This is a genomic window from Pseudomonas sp. AC169 (assembly GCF_979258515.1).
Window position 1 is genome coordinate 6,099,372 of the sequence record NZ_OZ409866.1, and the last position, 14,280, is coordinate 6,113,651.

The following is a 14,280-nucleotide window of genomic DNA, read 5'->3' on the forward strand; positions in this document are numbered from 1 at the left end:
CCAAGCGCAGACTGGCTCGCACCTCTATTCAGATTCGTGTGTGATGTCCACGAGCGGAATCGGCTCGATCGCCCAGGCGCGAATCTGACGACGTTCAGGGCTGGGTATTGCGCAGGCCTTGCGTCCGGTAAACGTTCGCGCAAGACGCTCTTCATCAATGCGCCAGCCGCGCTGCTCCAGCGCCTGCACGTCTCGGCGAAAGGCAATCTGCAGCGCGTCAGATTTCAGCGAAACCTCCTGCTGAAAAGAGTCCGGCACACGCTCCGGCCGGACGTTTTTCAGCACGGCATGATCTTGTTCGAAGATACGGATATTGCTCGCAATAAACCGGCGATCCAGCAGTCGGGTGCGCAGGAACGTTCTGCCCATCATCCACCAGGTGCGCGTGCGATTGGCATCAATCGGCACATGCGCGGAGACGATGTAGATCCGCCAGCCGTTGGGCAACTCAAGCTCAAGCGTCGTACACGGCCCGGACAAATGAAAACCCGGAACGGTGACCACACTGACAAACTCGGTGGAGGATTTGCGCCTCAGCAACCCTTTACGCGCCGGCCTGCGCATGAGCATTCGCGCGCTGCCGCTCCACGCATCGCTGTCGACTTCGAATGATTCAATCTCGGGATGATCCGGATCGCCGAAGGTTGAACCATGGACAAACGGTGCATGGGCGAAGTCCAGGCCGTTTTCGATAATCCGGTCCCAACTGGCCTGCCAGTCAAAGTGGCCCGAAACCACGCGGATGGCGGGATCGTCGATCCAGTCGAGCGCGGGCAACGGTGGACGCTCAGACTCCGGCAGATCACCTAAAAACGCCCAGATCCAACCATAGCGCTCCAACGTCGGGTACGCATCGACGCGCGCCTTGGCGGGAATCCGCAGGTCGGGCTGCGCTGGTATTAGTGTGCACACACCATCAGCGCCAAACTGCCAGCCGTGATAGGGACACTGCACGCTGTTGCCCACTTTGCTGCCGGCTGAGAGTGAGCCGCCGCGATGCACGCAAATATCCGACAGCACGTGTGCGACGCCCGCGTCATCGCGGAACGCCACGAAAGGTTGTCCGAGCAGTTGAACCGGCATCAGTCCATCAGTCAGCTGTGACGATGGGAGAACGACATACCAGAGGTTTGTGAGCATGGGTGGCGTGTGATCCGTCAGTACAGTTAGCTCAGATCAGAGAAACCTGAAATTCAAATTCAACCAGCGCCTGCGCAGCGACAATCAGCCAAGCACTTTGTAGATCTCTGCAACTACCTGAGTCGTTGCGGCTTCGATGGTTCCTTCGTTACGGCACAACACCCAGCCGTGATCGGCAACCGCCTGCTCGAACATCTCGCTACAGGTGACGTGCTCGGCGTGTTTCTGAATCACCGTGCCGCCTAGGCCTCGCGATCGGGCCGTTGCCCGCGCCCATGAAATATCCGGTGCGGTGACGACGCCGACATGCAGGTCCGGCACGCGCACGCCTCGCTGCATGTTCAACTGCAGAATCTCGGCAAACGGCACGCTATGGCGAAATGCGGCATCTGACGGATACCAGCGATCGATCAGGATGATGCTGTCCAACGGCTGTTTGGGCAGCACTTCTCGGGAAATCCAGCGACGGCTATCGGCAAGGCGCTGACACACCGCCCACTCCAACTCCCGCGAGGGATGTCTAGCGAGCTGGTTGACGAGGGCCATGGTTTCACCGCGGTACGGGTCGCTTTTTCTCTCGCACAGCCGAATGACTTTCTGGTTGTTTGCCCGCAGTGCGGCGGTCACAGCCTCCAGCAGTGTGGTTTTGCCGGTACCCTTGGGCCCATCCAGAGAAATAAACAGCGGCAGCTTCATGGTTCACGCAACGATAGAGACATTGCTGAGCACTCTAACCTCATTTGCGCATTTCAATGAGCTGATCCCTGCCCTTTGCCTACACTTGCTTGCCAAAGATGTTTACCCCTCTGCCAAAGGAGTCACCATGTCAAAGCTCTATCCGAGCATCGATCCCGAGGGATTGGTCGAGTACTCAGTGGTCTACACCGACCGCTCGCTGAACCACATGTCGCAGTCCTTTCAAGGCGTGATGAAGAACATTTCCAACACCCTTAAACAGGTTTACAACGCCGAAGCGGTGGCGGTGGTTCCGGGCAGCGGCACGTTCGGCATGGAAGCGGTGGCGCGGCAGTTCGCCACCGGCCAGCAATGCCTGGTGATACGAAATGGCTGGTTCAGTTATCGCTGGAGCCAGATCCTTGAGATGGGCAACATCCCGGCGGCTACCACGGTGCTCAAAGCCCGGCCGGTTGACACGGGTCGCCAGGCAGCCTACGCCCCGCCACCGCTGGACGAAGTGCTGGCAGCCATTGCCGCGCAGAGGCCGAAAGTGGTCTTCGCGCCCCACGTTGAAACCTCGTCAGGGATCCTCCTGCCCGACGACTACCTGCGGGCCGTCGGCGACGCCGTGCATGCGGTGGGCGGCCTGTTCGTGCTGGACTGCATCGCCTCCGGCGCGATTTGGGTGGACATGCACAAATGCGCTGTCGACCTGCTGATCAGTGCCCCGCAGAAAGGCTGGAGCGCCTCCCCTTGCTGCGCCCTGGTGATGTTCAGTGCTCTGGCCCTCGAGCGAATCGAACACACGCAAAGCAGCAGCTTCGCCTGCGACCTGAAAAAGTGGCTGCAGATCATGCAGGCCTACGAACAGGGCGGACATGCCTATCACGCGACCATGCCCAGCGATTCCCTCGCGCGGTTCAACGACGTGATGAAAGAGACGCAAGCCTACGGTTTCGACAAGATCCGCGACGAGCAACAGGCGCTGGGCGATCGGGTGCGTGCGTTGTTGACCGGCAAAGGCTTTAAAAGCGTGGCCGCGCCAGGCTTTCAGGCTCCCGGCGTGGTGGTGAGCTACACCGATGATGCCGACATCAAGAGCGGCAGGAAATTTGCCAATCACGGCCTGCAGATCGCCGCCGGCGTGCCGTTGCAATGCGATGAACCGGCAGACTTCCAGACCTTCCGCCTCGGGCTGTTCGGACTGGAGAAGCTGCAGAATATCGAGCGCACGGTCAGCCTGCTGGAGCAGGCGCTGGATGAGGTGATGGTTGACTAAAAGCTGTCCTTGCCCGCAGGACACGAAGTTATCGCATGCCAATTCTACGGTGGAGGCCATGATGCTCACTGGCTTCCACCGCTACCTACGCCCAATGGCGCAGCACAACGTACAACTTGTACGATGTCCTATCACAAGGTATTACTACGTCTCCTCGAAAAAAAATAAAACCACGGAGATCGCTACATGGACTCACGCCTGTCCACCAAGCCTGACAGCCTCAACCAAGCGCAAGGCAACACCCGCCGCAGCTTCCTGAAAAAGTCCCTCGCCGTTTCCGCCACGCTCGCCACCGTCGGCAGCACCGCACTGACGCGGATCGCCGAGGCCGCCGAACCCTTGAGTCAGCGCTACCCGGATCCGCTGATTCACATCCTCGACGACAGCTTTCTCGAGCTGCGTATTTTCAACGCCAGTATTGAAAAACTTGCCACCGGCATGCGCTGGGCCGAAGGACCGGTCTGGGTCGGTGATGGCCGCTATTTGCTGGTCAGCGACATCCCCAATAATCGCATCATGCGCTGGGATGAAATAACCGACACCTTCAGCGTGTACCGCGAACATTCGAACTTTTCCAACGGCATGTGCCGGGATCGCCAAGGGCGGCTGATTGTCTGTGAAGGCTCCACCACCACCAGCGAGGGCCGGCGCATCACGCGCACCGAAGCCAACGGCATGATCACCGTGCTGGCCGACAGCTTCGACGGCAAGCCCTTCAACTCGCCCAACGACATCGTCTGCAAAAGTGACGGATCGATCTGGTTCACCGACCCACCCTTCCAGACCGGCAACAATTACGAAGGCCACAAGATCACCCCGAGCCAACCCCACGCCGTTTACCGCATCGACGGCGAGAGCAAAAAAGTCACTCGGGTCATCGATGATCTCAACGGCCCCAACGGCCTGTGCTTTTCGCCCGATGAGAAGACCCTGTACGTCGTCGAAGGACGCGCCAAGCCCAATCGCCTGATCTGGGCGATTGCGGTGAAGGACGACGGCACACTCGGCGAACGCCGAAAGCACATCGAAGGGCTGGACTATGCCGCCATCGACGGCATCAAATGCGACGAAGCGGGCAACCTGTGGTGCGGCTGGGGCGGCAACGGTGATCCCAAGGCTGACCTGGAAAAACTCGACGGCGTGCGCGTTTTCAATCCGCAGGGCAAGGCGATCGGGCACATCTCGCTGCCAGAACGTTGCCCGAATTTGTGCTTTGGGGGACGCGAAGGCAATCGGTTGTTCATGGCCAGCAGTCACTCGATCTATTCGCTGTTTGTGAACACTCGCGGAACTACGTTTGCGTTGTAAAAGCGCGGTTCGTTTCGCGACAGTTTCGAGAGTGTCGAAACGATAGCCTGCCGCGCATCTGAGGATGCGCGGTATTCAAGCCCGGTTGCTGTCCCGTCTCGCCGGACCATGCGATGCGCTCTAGCGTCAGATACCGCAAGATTGTGTTCGGAATTGATAAAAGTCTTTCCCGGATTCGCGTCTGTTTGCGCAAAACCCTCAAGCCTAAAGTTCGTCCTGCCAGCAACATCACACTTACTTTAGGAATTCACATCATGAAAACGGCAATGATCATCGTCGCACTCTTGGGCTTCAGCTCTGTGGTAGCAGCGCAGGACGGTTCTGCAACGACTAAACAGGTCGAGCAATATCGCTACGGTACCCATCTGGATGTCGCCAAGGTCATCTCTGAAGAACCGGTGCCGGATGTTTGCGCAGTGGTACCGACGCACATGACCTACCAGGATTCGCAAGGCAAACGCCACGTACTGGCCTACAACGTCATGGGCCGTTGCAGCCAGGGCTAAGTCAGCTGTTCGCCGATCATTGCGCCTCGGAGAGTGGTCTCATCGAGGCGCAAATACCTTTTTGCTCCGCAGCGTTTCAATCGACAAGTTCTTTGGCCGTCGCGGCCAGTTGACTGCCAACCCGATCTTTCAGCGTTTCAATAAACCGGGTGATTTTTGCATCGACGAACTGTCGAGAGGTATAGACGGCATACACGTTGCGCTCATAGGTATGGTAGTCAGGCAAAACCCGCACTAGCTTGCCGGAACGCAAATCATCGATGGCCGTGAACCCGGCCAGCAAGCCAATCCCCGCGCCCTCTCGAATGGCATGTGCCATCGCATCCATATCGTTAACGCTGAAACTTGGCCCAGTCGGGACAAATGTCGCGTCCCCCGCCTTGCTCTTGAGTTGCCACTCATCCCGCACATAGTCGACGGTGCCCAACAGCAGACACTGGTGATCACGCAGGTCTTCTGGCGTCTCGGGAGCCGCATGCCGGGCCAAGTAGTCTGGCGACGCCACCAACACACAATGGCTGACACCGATCTTCTGGCTGACATACGCCGAATCGGGGAGCGCGCGGGCGATCAGAATCGAGACGTCCAGTTGATCTTCCAACAGGTTTGGCATGCGTTGCGAGAGCAATAAGTCCACGGTCACTTCCGGGAATTGCTGGCGGTATCCCAGCACCGCCCCGGTGACAAGATGCCGGGCCAGTCCGGGGACGCAATGCACCCGCAGTGTTCCCCGCGGCTCCAGCGCGGCATTGCTGGCTTCGGCTTCGGCACTCTCCAGATCAGCGAGGATTTTCGTGCAGCGCTCATAAAACCGTCGCCCGGCATCGGTGACCGACAGGCGTCGGGTCGAGCGTTGCAACAGACGCGCATCGAGCACGTTTTCCAGCGCAGAGACAGCACGCGATACGTTACCGACCGTTGAGTCCAGATGATTGGCCACGGCCGTGAAACTGCCCATCTCGACAACCTTTATGTACACCGACATGTTCGAAAGCTTATCCATCGCGACCTTCCTGTAGATCTCACGCTCACCCGTGATAACGCGCATTTTTTCCGGATGCTACACGTTCGGCTCGCCGCTCGATATTACCTCTGGCGACAACAATGATTCCCTTTGGCCCGTCTAAATCAATGGGCCCTCCTTCCATAGACTTGGTTGCACAGGCCGCCTGAACAGGCGCCGGGTTTCTTACGAATCTCTGACAACCAACTGAAGGGCACATCATGAAAACCTCCTACGACCCGCTTTATCTTTTCATCGGTGGTGAATGGATCAGTGCCGAAGGGCGCGATACTGCCGCCGTTGTTAACCCGGCTACTGGCCGGGAAATCGGCCGCGTCCCACTCGCCACCGCGAGCGATCTTGACCACGCCCTTGAAGTGACACGCCTAAGCTTCGAGCAATGGCGCCAGACTGTGCCTGACAAACGCGCGAAAATCCTCAAGCGTGCCGCCGACCTGATCCTCGAGCGTGCACCACAGATTGCCGCGCAGATGACCCTGGAGGAAGGCAAACCGCTGGGCGAAAGCCTGGATGAAGTGACCCGTGCGGCGGAGTATTTCGAATGGTTCGCCGAAAGCGCACGGCGTATCGATGGCCGTGTGGTCCCGGCTAACCGGCCAGGCGTATTGCAACTGGTTAAGCGCCAGGCCATCGGCCCAGTGGCCGCATTCACACCTTGGAATTTCCCGGCCATCACCCCGGCACGCAAGCTCTCGGCAGCGCTGGCCGCCGGTTGCAGCGTCATTCTCAAACCCGGTGAAGAAAGTCCCTCTACAGCGCTGGCCCTGGCGCGTGCACTCGACGATGCAGGATTACCCAAGGGTGTGTTGCAAGTGGTCTTCGGCGTACCGGATCAAGTCTCCAGCCATCTGATCGCCTCGCCGATCATTCGCAAAGTGACCTTCACCGGTTCGGTGCCCATCGGTCGCCTGCTGTCTGCACGAGCTGCTGAAGGCGTGAAGCCCATCACCCTTGAACTGGGTGGGCACGGACCGGTGCTGGTATTCGAAGATGCCGACATTGAAAAAGCCGCTATCGAAGGCGTTGCCAACCGCTTTCGCGGCACCGGGCAGGTGTGCATTTCATCCACTCGTTTTCTGATCCAGCGTGGTGCCTATCAAGCCTTTGTCGATCACTTTGTCGCTGCGACCCAAGCCCTGAGAATCGGTGACGGCCTGCATCCGGACACCCAAGTCGGACCGCTGGCCAACCCAAGGCAATTGGCAAAAATGGAAGAACTGGTCGCCGATGCCGTTGAAAAAGGCGCTCGGGTATTGGCCGGTGGTGAAGCCTTGTCTGGCGAAGGCTACTTCTTCCAACCCACGGTTCTGGCCGATGTGCCGATGAACGCCCGCGTCATGCACGAAGAACCCTTTGGCCCCATCGCCGTGCTGATGCCGTTCGATGAACTGGCCGATGGACTGCAAGAAGCCAACCGCCTGCCCTACGGACTCTCGGCCTACGCGTTCACCTCCAGCGCGCGCACGGCCATTGACGTCGCAGACGGATTGGAGGCCGGGATGATCGGCATCAACCAATATCGCATCGTCGCGACCGAGCTCCCGTTCGGCGGCATGAAAGAAAGCGGTCACGGCTCCGAAGGTGGCATTGAAGGCATCGAGCACTATCTCACCCACAAATTCATCAGCCAGGTTTAAGTAACTCGCCCATGTCCAAGCTCAATTTCAGCAGTCCTCGGGAAGCCGCGCGCGCGTTCACGCCAAAGCTGTCGCAATTCGTCGACTCGACGCTTTATCCGCAGATCTGGAGTGACCCGGCGCTGTCCCCTCGCGACCGTAGCCTGATCACCGTGGCGGCATTGATTGCCGCTGGTCACTCGGAAGAGTTGCCTGCTCACTTACGCCGCGCGGCTGGCAACGGTGTAACCCAAGACGAACTGGCGGCAGCGATCACGCACCTGGCTTTCTACGTGGGCTTCCCTGGCGCCATCACCGCATCGGCTATCGCCAACGCCACGTTCAGCGAAACGGAGCACAACTGAATGAAAGCCATCAACATCAGAGAATTTGGTGCGCCAGACGTCCTCGAGCTTGTCGAGGTCGCCAATCCTGAAGTGCGGCCTGACGACCTGCTGGTACGTGTCTATGCCGCCGGGGTGAACCGTGCGGATCTGACGCATCGAACCGGTGGGTACGGCCATCCGAATTTCGGCGACTCGCTGATCATCGGCCTGGAAATCGCCGGCGAAGTGATCGGCAAAGGTAGCGCGGTGACCGGGTTCGAGGTCGGAGATCGAGTCATGGGCGTGGTCGGCGGCGGTGCCTACGCCGAGCTGGCCCGCATCGACTACCGCATGGCCATGCACATCCCCGCGCAGCTTGACTATGTACACGCGGCAGCCATACCCGAGGTCTTCGTCACAGCCCATGAAGCGATGATGCATCTGGCTCGGCTCAAGGCTGGCGATTCGGTGCTGATTCACGCGGCCGCCGGCGGCGTCGGGTCTGCTGCGGTGCAGTTGGCTTACGCCACCGGCGCCACGGTGTATGCGACAACCGAAGGTAGCAAGCTGGCGCGTGTCGAGCATTTGGGCGCTGACGTGGCGATCGACTACAAGACCCAGGATTTCGCTGAGGTGATCGCCGACAAAACCCAGGGTCGCGGCGTCGATGTAATCATCGATTTTATCGGTGAGCCCTACTTCGCCCGCAACATCGCGTCCCTTGCACGCGGCGGCCGCTTGATTCAGGTGGGGATTCTCGGCGGTGGCGGCAACGTCACGGTGGCGCTGGAGGACATTCTTTACCGCCACTTGCAAATCATCGGCACGGTGATGAAGTCGCGCACGCAACCGGAGAAGCACGCCATGATCAAGCGTTTTCGCGAGCACTGGCTTGATCGCTTCGAGGGTGCCGGCAGCCTTGAGCCGGTTGTCGATAGCACGTTTGCGCTGTCACAGGCCGCCGATGCGCATCGCCGGATGGAGTCTTCCGCAAACGTCGGGAAAATCATTTTGACGATGCAGCCTGATGACCTGGTTTAGTGCCGCTGATCTTTAGATAAAACCGAAAAGGTGCCTGTGACGGGCACCTTTTTTCCGTTGAGAAAGTGATGCCTCTTTAAGACCAGAATCCTTCATGCGGTTCAGCCGCCTCCCCCTCCAGCATCGGCCCCAACACACTGACCTTGCGCTGCCCCTTGGCGAACACCTCTCGGCACGGCAGCGAGAACGTCGGGTTTTCCGGGTGGTCACCCGTCAACCCCAGCAACGCATGCTCCGACAAGGCATAAACCACCCGCCCTATTCCGGTCCAATACACCGCGCCGGCGCACATGCAGCAAGGTTCGGCGCTGGTGTACAGCGTGCAAAGTTCCAGCTCTTGCGGCGACAGCAACTTTGCCGCTGCGGCGGCCGCCACCAACTCCGCATGCTGAGTCGGATCACCTTCCGGCGGCATCGAGTTATTCCCCGCTTCGACAATCACCTTGCCGTTGCGATCGGCCACCAATGCCGCGAACGGATGGCGACCGCGTTGTTTCGATGCCTCGGACAAGGCGATGGTCTGGCGCAGCAAGGTCAGATCAAGCTCGCTGACGCCGGCCGGGATGAGCTGAGTGAATTGATTCATGGGTAACTCCTGGGCAGTGGAAAACAAACAGTCAGTCGGCCAGTTCAGCGCCGATGGTTGCGGATTTTTTATCGTTGTTGAGCAGGATGTTGAGGACGATGGCGGTGATCGCACCGAGGAAAATCCCGCTGTCGAGCACCAGTTTCAGAGTCGGGCCGACGTGCTCGAACAGCGCCGGAAAGGACATCGGCAGCACGCCGACACTTACCGATACGGCGACGATGATGCCGTTGCGCGTGCCCTCGAATTGCACCCGCGACAGTTCCTGAATCCCTGCCACCGTGGTCATGCCGAACATCACGATCGCGCAGCCACCGAGCACTGGCGTCGGCACCGCGGCGATCAACGCGCCGAGTTTTGGGAACAGGCCCATCAGCACCATGATTGCCCCGGCCGCAGCCACGACGAAACGGCTTTTCACGTTGGAGAGCGCAATCAAACCGGTGTTCTGGGTGAAGGCGTTGTAAGGAAAGCTGTTGAACAAACCACCGAGCATGGTCGACAAGCCGTCGGCGCGAAACGCGTTACCGAGGGTTTGTTGCGTGGTCGGTTTGCCGGTCAATTTACCGATCGCCAGGCAGTTGCCGGTGGTCTCGGCCATGATCACCAGCATCGCCAGGGTCATGATCAGAATCGGCACAGGCGCGAACTCCGGCGCGCCGAATGCCATCGGCGCACTCAGCTCAAACCAGGCGGCTTCGCTGACCCGATTGAAGTGAGTCATACCGCAAGCCGCTGCGATCAGGCTGCCGACGAACAGGCCGATCAACACGCTGAGGTTGCCGAGGAAGCCCTTGCATTTGGCATAGATCACCAGCGTCACGCTGACCGTGGCCAGGCCCAGCAACAAGTTCGCGGGATTGCCAAAATCCGCCGAGTCGGGATTGCCGCCGCCCAGCCAGATCGCCGCTGCCGGCATCAGCGAGATGCCGATAATGGTGATCAGACTGCCAATCACCACCGGCGGAAAAAACCGCAACAAGCGGCTGAACACCGGCGCTAGGGCAATGGTAATAAAGCCCGCCGCGATTACCGCGCCGAAAATCTGGCTGAGGCCGAACTCCTTGCCGATCATTATCATCGGCGCCAGAGCAATGAACGAGCAGCCCTGAATCAGCGGCAGCCGCGCGCCGAATTTCCAGAAGCCTAGGGTTTGAATCAACGTCGCTACACCCGAGGTCAACAGGTTAGCGTTGATCAGCAACACCACCTGCGCCGAGGTCAGTCCCATCGCGCTACCAAGAATCAGCGGCACCGCCACCGCTCCCGCGTACATCACCAGAACATGCTGCAAGCCAAACGTGAACAACTGTCGCAGTGGCAAAACCTCGTCCACCGGATGAATGCGTTGTGGGGTCATTTCACACGCTCCTGAAGGTGCGGCATCTGTTGAGATCGCGGGCATGCTCAGGGGCGTTTGAAGTCAGAGCCGCCCCGGAGATCGTTTGACGCGGGGCCATGGTTGAACGTTTATTACGATGAAACAAATTAGCAACCATCGCTTTTTTCGATGGCACAATCAGGCTTTCGTTGGCCGCTGCAAACCTTCATTTTCGAACCGGGAGTTCACCGCTTGCGCTTCTCACTCGATCAACTGCTAATGTTCGTCCAAGTGGTCAAAAGCGGATCGTTTTCTGCCGCCGGGCGCAAACTGGGCAAGACTCAATCGACCATCAGCGCGGCGATTGCCAACCTCGAAACCGACCTTGGCGTCGACCTGTTCGACCGCAGCAACCGCAGCCCTGCCCTCACCGCCAGCGGCCACAAATTGCTGGTGCAGGCCGAAGCCGTGCTCGAACGCTGCATGACCTTCGAAGCCCACGCCGATTGCCTTTCGGACCACGTCGAAACCAGCCTGACGCTCGCCATTGAAACGCCGTACGGCCCGATCATGCCGGTGCTCAAAGCCTTCGAAGCCGCGTTCCCCTTCGTCGACCTGATCATCCGCCACCCGGTGTACGGCGACGTCAGCGAACTGGTCAGCAGCGGCGAAGCGGTACTCGGTGTGGCGTTCTCACAGCCCGGTTACCCCAAGGAGCTGGCGTTCCAGCAACTGGGCAAACTGATCATGCTGCACGTCTGCCATCCCGAGCACGCATTGGCGCAACTCGACAACGTCACATTCGACGACCTGCACATCCATCGGCGCCTGGCCTTCAGCGCCCACGCAAGCAAGCTACCGAGCAGCGAATACCTGCGTTCGACCCAGTTGTGGCAGGCGGAAAGCTATCTGGCGTTATTGGAAATGGTCCGCGCCGGACTCGGCTGGGCCACCCTGCCCCGCCAGCTCATTCAACGTGAACTGGCCAAGGGTGAGCTGATGGAACTGCAGCTCTCGGCGTATCCGCATACGGACTGGCAGATTGGTGTGGATTTGCTCTGGGCGCGGCAACGGCCGCTGGGTAAAGCCGAGCGGTGGCTGAAGGAGAAATTGCAGGGCAACAAGGTGTATGAACTGGATCGCAATGGGCAGATCACCACACTTTGACGTGGGGACCAAGAGGCTCGCCAGAGCGGGCCTCGATCAAGAGCTTTTGTCGTTACGCCAGCTCGGTTGTTTCAGGCTGACCGCGAGCTTGTCACACCACTGCCGCTTCAACCGTTCTGGAACGCCACGCAAACCCCAAAACCATCAGCAGTCCCAGGCCCGCCATTGCCGCGCCGGCCAAGGAGATCGCCGGATAACCCAGGCCGCTGCTGATCACCGCACCGCCCAGCGCCGCGCCAATCGCATTGCCGAAGTTGAAGGCGCCGATGTTCACCGCCGAGGCCAGATTGGGCGCGTCCTTGGCCGCTTCCATGACGCGCATCTGCAGCGGCGGCACCAGGGCGAAGCTGGCAATACCCCAGATCAGAATGGCCACGGCCGCCGGCAGCGGCCAGCGCATCAGTACGGTGAACGCCAACAACACGACAATCAGCACGCTCAGCGAGACGATCAGGGTGCGATCGATCGAGCGATCAGCGGCCTTGCCGCCCCACATGTTGCCCAGCGTCAACCCGACACCGTAAAGCATCAGCATGGCGGTGATGAAGGCGGTGGACGCATGGGTCTCGCTGCTGAGGATCGGCGCGATGTAGGTGAAGACGGTGAACATTGCACTCGAGCCGACGACGGTCAGGGCCAGCGCGGCCAGCACCGGGCCGCGCCCCAATACGCGGATTTCCGCCATGACACCGACGCTTTGCGGCGCCCGCACATTGGGCAAGGCGAACCACAACGCGGCCATGGTCACCACGCCCAGGCCGGTAATGCCCCAGAAAGCCGTGCGCCAGCCGAACAGTTCGCCAAACCAGGCAGCCAGCGGCACACCGCCGATGGTCGCCAGTGTCAGGCCCATAAACATCGCCGCAACCGCCCCGGCACGTTTTTCCGGCGCGACCAGGGTGGCAGCAACGACTGAGCCAACGCCAAAAAACGCACCGTGGTTCAGTGAAGTCACGACCCTGGCGACCATGAGACTGTAGTAATCGGTGGCCAACGCTGACATCAGATTACCGAGGGTGAAAATCGCCATAAGCCCGATCAGCAGATAGCGCCGGGGAATCCTGCCGGTGGTCAGGGTCATCAGCGGTGCGCCGAGCAATACGCCCAGCGCATAAGCACTGACCAGCAAACCGGCAGCGGGAATGGAAACGCCCAGATCCGCAGCGATACCCGGCAACATGCCCATGGGGGCGAATTCTGTAACGCCGATGCCGAAGGCACCGATGGCGAGTGCAACAAGTGGTGGATTGATACGCATGGAAAGCTCCTTATCTATGCCGCCAATGCTACGATCCTGTCTTTTCAGGCGGTAGATAGCATTTTTGGCAATCACCTTTGCGCAGGAGGCACAAGTGGATTTCAACGGCAGGTCAGGTGAAATGAGCGTGTTCACCACCGTCGCGCAGGAAGGCAGCTTGTCGGCCGCCGCGCGTGCACTGGGTCTGACGCCCTCGGCAGTCAGTCGGATCATCGCGCGCACCGAGCAACGGCTTGGCACCCGCCTGCTGTTGCGCACTACCCGAGCGATCACCTTCACCGCCGAGGGCGAAGCGTTCCTGCGCGGCGCCCGGCGGATCCTCGCTGATATGGACGAGGTCGAAGACGCCATCGCCGACCAAGGCGTGCCCCGAGGGCGATTGCGGGTCAGTGCCGCTCTTGGCCATGGGAGGCTGGCCATCGTTCCATTGGTCGCAGCCTTCAGCGCGCGTTACCCGAACATCGTCGTCGACCTTACCCTCGGCGACGAAGTGGTCGACATTCTTGGCGGGCAAGCCGACGTCGCGGTGCGCTTCGGCCATCTGCCCGACAGCCCGCTGACCGCACGCAGGATTGGCACCACCGGCCAGGTCGTGGTGGCATCGCCCGAGTATTTGCAGCGCCACGGCGTCCCGCAGGAACCGGAAGACCTGCTCCAACACAACTGCCTGCGCTTCAACTTCCGGCGTGCCGAACCCAACTGGCCGTTTATCCGCGATGGCAAAGAGTTTTCCCTGAAGGTCAGCGGCAACATCGAATGCAGCAGTGGTGAAGCGCTGGCACAATTCGCGCGAATGGGCGCCGGCATTGCCCGTATCGGGGAGTTCAGCGTGAGCGAGGATCTGCAGCGCGGCGACCTGATTGCGCTGCTGGAAACCTGCAACCCCGGGGACCAGGAACCGATTCATGCGGTGTTCGTCGGCGGCGCGGCGATGCCGGCGCGGGTGCGGTTGTTCGTCGACTTCTTGCTGGAACATCACCGGATGTAGGCGCAGGCATAAGCTGATTTGCGCAGTTGCATCGCGGACATC

The 14,280-nt window shown here is 59.9% G+C and carries 14 protein-coding genes; 8 read left to right on the top strand and 6 right to left on the bottom strand.

Annotation, left to right across the window (positions count from 1 at the left end; translation table 11 throughout):
• Window positions 1-24 precede the first annotated feature (24 nt).
• On the bottom strand, window positions 25-1,140 hold the full coding sequence (locus ACZZ0G_RS27140; RefSeq protein WP_463558287.1) for an aromatic ring-hydroxylating dioxygenase subunit alpha: 1,116 nt from the start codon (window positions 1,138-1,140) through the stop codon (window positions 25-27).
• Window positions 1,141-1,224: 84 nt separating this feature from the next.
• Window positions 1,225-1,836 (bottom strand): dTMP kinase, encoded by a 612-nt coding sequence (locus ACZZ0G_RS27145; protein ID WP_463558288.1) that lies wholly within the window; start codon window positions 1,834-1,836, stop codon window positions 1,225-1,227.
• A 127-nt stretch (window positions 1,837-1,963) separates the two neighbouring features.
• Between ACZZ0G_RS27145 and ACZZ0G_RS27150 the strand changes: the two genes are divergently transcribed.
• The 3 genes from ACZZ0G_RS27150 (at window position 1,964) to ACZZ0G_RS27160 (ending at window position 4,911) form a co-directional block, all read left to right on the top strand.
• Complete coding sequence (locus ACZZ0G_RS27150) at window positions 1,964-3,097, top strand: aminotransferase class V-fold PLP-dependent enzyme (protein ID WP_463558289.1); 1,134 nt, start codon at window positions 1,964-1,966, stop codon at window positions 3,095-3,097.
• 186 nt (window positions 3,098-3,283) lie between these two features.
• On the top strand, window positions 3,284-4,405 hold the full coding sequence (locus ACZZ0G_RS27155) for an SMP-30/gluconolactonase/LRE family protein (RefSeq protein ID WP_463558290.1): 1,122 nt from the start codon (window positions 3,284-3,286) through the stop codon (window positions 4,403-4,405).
• A gap of 254 nt (window positions 4,406-4,659) precedes the next feature.
• Window positions 4,660-4,911, top strand: a complete 252-nt coding sequence (locus ACZZ0G_RS27160) for a DUF2790 domain-containing protein (protein WP_463558291.1) — start codon at window positions 4,660-4,662, stop codon at window positions 4,909-4,911.
• A 76-nt stretch (window positions 4,912-4,987) separates the two neighbouring features.
• Here ACZZ0G_RS27160 and ACZZ0G_RS27165 read toward each other — a convergent pair whose 3' ends face one another.
• The gene (locus ACZZ0G_RS27165) at window positions 4,988-5,914 is read right to left on the bottom strand and encodes a LysR family transcriptional regulator (protein WP_463396202.1); all 927 of its coding nucleotides are present in this window, start codon (window positions 5,912-5,914) and stop codon (window positions 4,988-4,990) included.
• A 221-nt stretch (window positions 5,915-6,135) separates the two neighbouring features.
• Between ACZZ0G_RS27165 and ACZZ0G_RS27170 the strand changes: the two genes are divergently transcribed.
• Genes ACZZ0G_RS27170 through ACZZ0G_RS27180 form a run of 3 tightly spaced genes read left to right on the top strand, consistent with a single transcriptional unit; the run spans window position 6,136 to window position 8,918 of the window.
• Complete coding sequence (locus ACZZ0G_RS27170; RefSeq protein WP_463558292.1) at window positions 6,136-7,572, top strand: NAD-dependent succinate-semialdehyde dehydrogenase; 1,437 nt, start codon at window positions 6,136-6,138, stop codon at window positions 7,570-7,572.
• 11 nt (window positions 7,573-7,583) lie between these two features.
• Entirely contained in the window at window positions 7,584-7,916 is a 333-nt protein-coding gene (locus tag ACZZ0G_RS27175; protein WP_463558293.1) for a carboxymuconolactone decarboxylase family protein, read from the top strand.
• Window positions 7,917-8,918 carry an NAD(P)H-quinone oxidoreductase gene (locus ACZZ0G_RS27180; RefSeq protein WP_463558294.1) on the top strand — a complete coding sequence of 334 codons (1,002 nt, stop codon included), beginning with the start codon at window positions 7,917-7,919 and terminating at the stop codon, window positions 8,916-8,918.
• A 76-nt stretch (window positions 8,919-8,994) separates the two neighbouring features.
• Here ACZZ0G_RS27180 and ACZZ0G_RS27185 read toward each other — a convergent pair whose 3' ends face one another.
• Window positions 8,995-9,504, bottom strand: a complete 510-nt coding sequence (locus tag ACZZ0G_RS27185; RefSeq protein WP_463558295.1) for a nucleoside deaminase — start codon at window positions 9,502-9,504, stop codon at window positions 8,995-8,997.
• Window positions 9,505-9,535: 31 nt separating this feature from the next.
• Window positions 9,536-10,864, bottom strand: coding sequence for a nucleobase:cation symporter-2 family protein (locus tag ACZZ0G_RS27190; protein ID WP_463558296.1), 1,329 nt, complete (start codon window positions 10,862-10,864; stop codon window positions 9,536-9,538).
• A gap of 213 nt (window positions 10,865-11,077) precedes the next feature.
• On the opposite strand from ACZZ0G_RS27190, the gene ACZZ0G_RS27195 reads away from it, so the two are divergent.
• Entirely contained in the window at window positions 11,078-11,992 is a 915-nt protein-coding gene (locus ACZZ0G_RS27195; protein ID WP_463558297.1) for a LysR family transcriptional regulator, read from the top strand.
• Between the two features lie 91 nt (window positions 11,993-12,083).
• On the opposite strand, the gene ACZZ0G_RS27200 is transcribed toward ACZZ0G_RS27195, so the two are convergent.
• Complete coding sequence (locus ACZZ0G_RS27200; protein ID WP_463558298.1) at window positions 12,084-13,250, bottom strand: MFS transporter; 1,167 nt, start codon at window positions 13,248-13,250, stop codon at window positions 12,084-12,086.
• A gap of 94 nt (window positions 13,251-13,344) precedes the next feature.
• Between ACZZ0G_RS27200 and ACZZ0G_RS27205 the strand changes: the two genes are divergently transcribed.
• A complete protein-coding gene (locus ACZZ0G_RS27205) occupies window positions 13,345-14,238 on the top strand; it encodes a LysR family transcriptional regulator (protein WP_463558299.1) in 894 nt (297 codons plus the stop codon).
• Window positions 14,239-14,280: the final 42 nt, after the last annotated feature.

Excerpts from the sequence above, each read along its gene's own strand:
- ACZZ0G_RS27140 (WP_463558287.1), bottom strand. The coding sequence starts at position 1,140 with ATGCTCACAAACCTCTGGTATGTCGTTCTCCCATCGTCACAGCTGACT.
- ACZZ0G_RS27145 (WP_463558288.1), bottom strand. The coding sequence starts at position 1,836 with ATGAAGCTGCCGCTGTTTATTTCTCTGGATGGGCCCAAGGGTACCGGC.
- ACZZ0G_RS27150 (WP_463558289.1), top strand. The coding sequence starts at position 1,964 with ATGTCAAAGCTCTATCCGAGCATCGATCCCGAGGGATTGGTCGAGTAC.
- ACZZ0G_RS27155 (WP_463558290.1), top strand. The coding sequence starts at position 3,284 with ATGGACTCACGCCTGTCCACCAAGCCTGACAGCCTCAACCAAGCGCAA.
- ACZZ0G_RS27160 (WP_463558291.1), top strand. The coding sequence starts at position 4,660 with ATGAAAACGGCAATGATCATCGTCGCACTCTTGGGCTTCAGCTCTGTG.
- ACZZ0G_RS27165 (WP_463396202.1), bottom strand. The coding sequence starts at position 5,914 with ATGGATAAGCTTTCGAACATGTCGGTGTACATAAAGGTTGTCGAGATG.
- ACZZ0G_RS27170 (WP_463558292.1), top strand. The coding sequence starts at position 6,136 with ATGAAAACCTCCTACGACCCGCTTTATCTTTTCATCGGTGGTGAATGG.
- ACZZ0G_RS27175 (WP_463558293.1), top strand. The coding sequence starts at position 7,584 with ATGTCCAAGCTCAATTTCAGCAGTCCTCGGGAAGCCGCGCGCGCGTTC.
- ACZZ0G_RS27180 (WP_463558294.1), top strand. The coding sequence starts at position 7,917 with ATGAAAGCCATCAACATCAGAGAATTTGGTGCGCCAGACGTCCTCGAG.
- ACZZ0G_RS27185 (WP_463558295.1), bottom strand. The coding sequence starts at position 9,504 with ATGAATCAATTCACTCAGCTCATCCCGGCCGGCGTCAGCGAGCTTGAT.
- ACZZ0G_RS27190 (WP_463558296.1), bottom strand. The coding sequence starts at position 10,864 with ATGACCCCACAACGCATTCATCCGGTGGACGAGGTTTTGCCACTGCGA.
- ACZZ0G_RS27200 (WP_463558298.1), bottom strand. The coding sequence starts at position 13,250 with ATGCGTATCAATCCACCACTTGTTGCACTCGCCATCGGTGCCTTCGGC.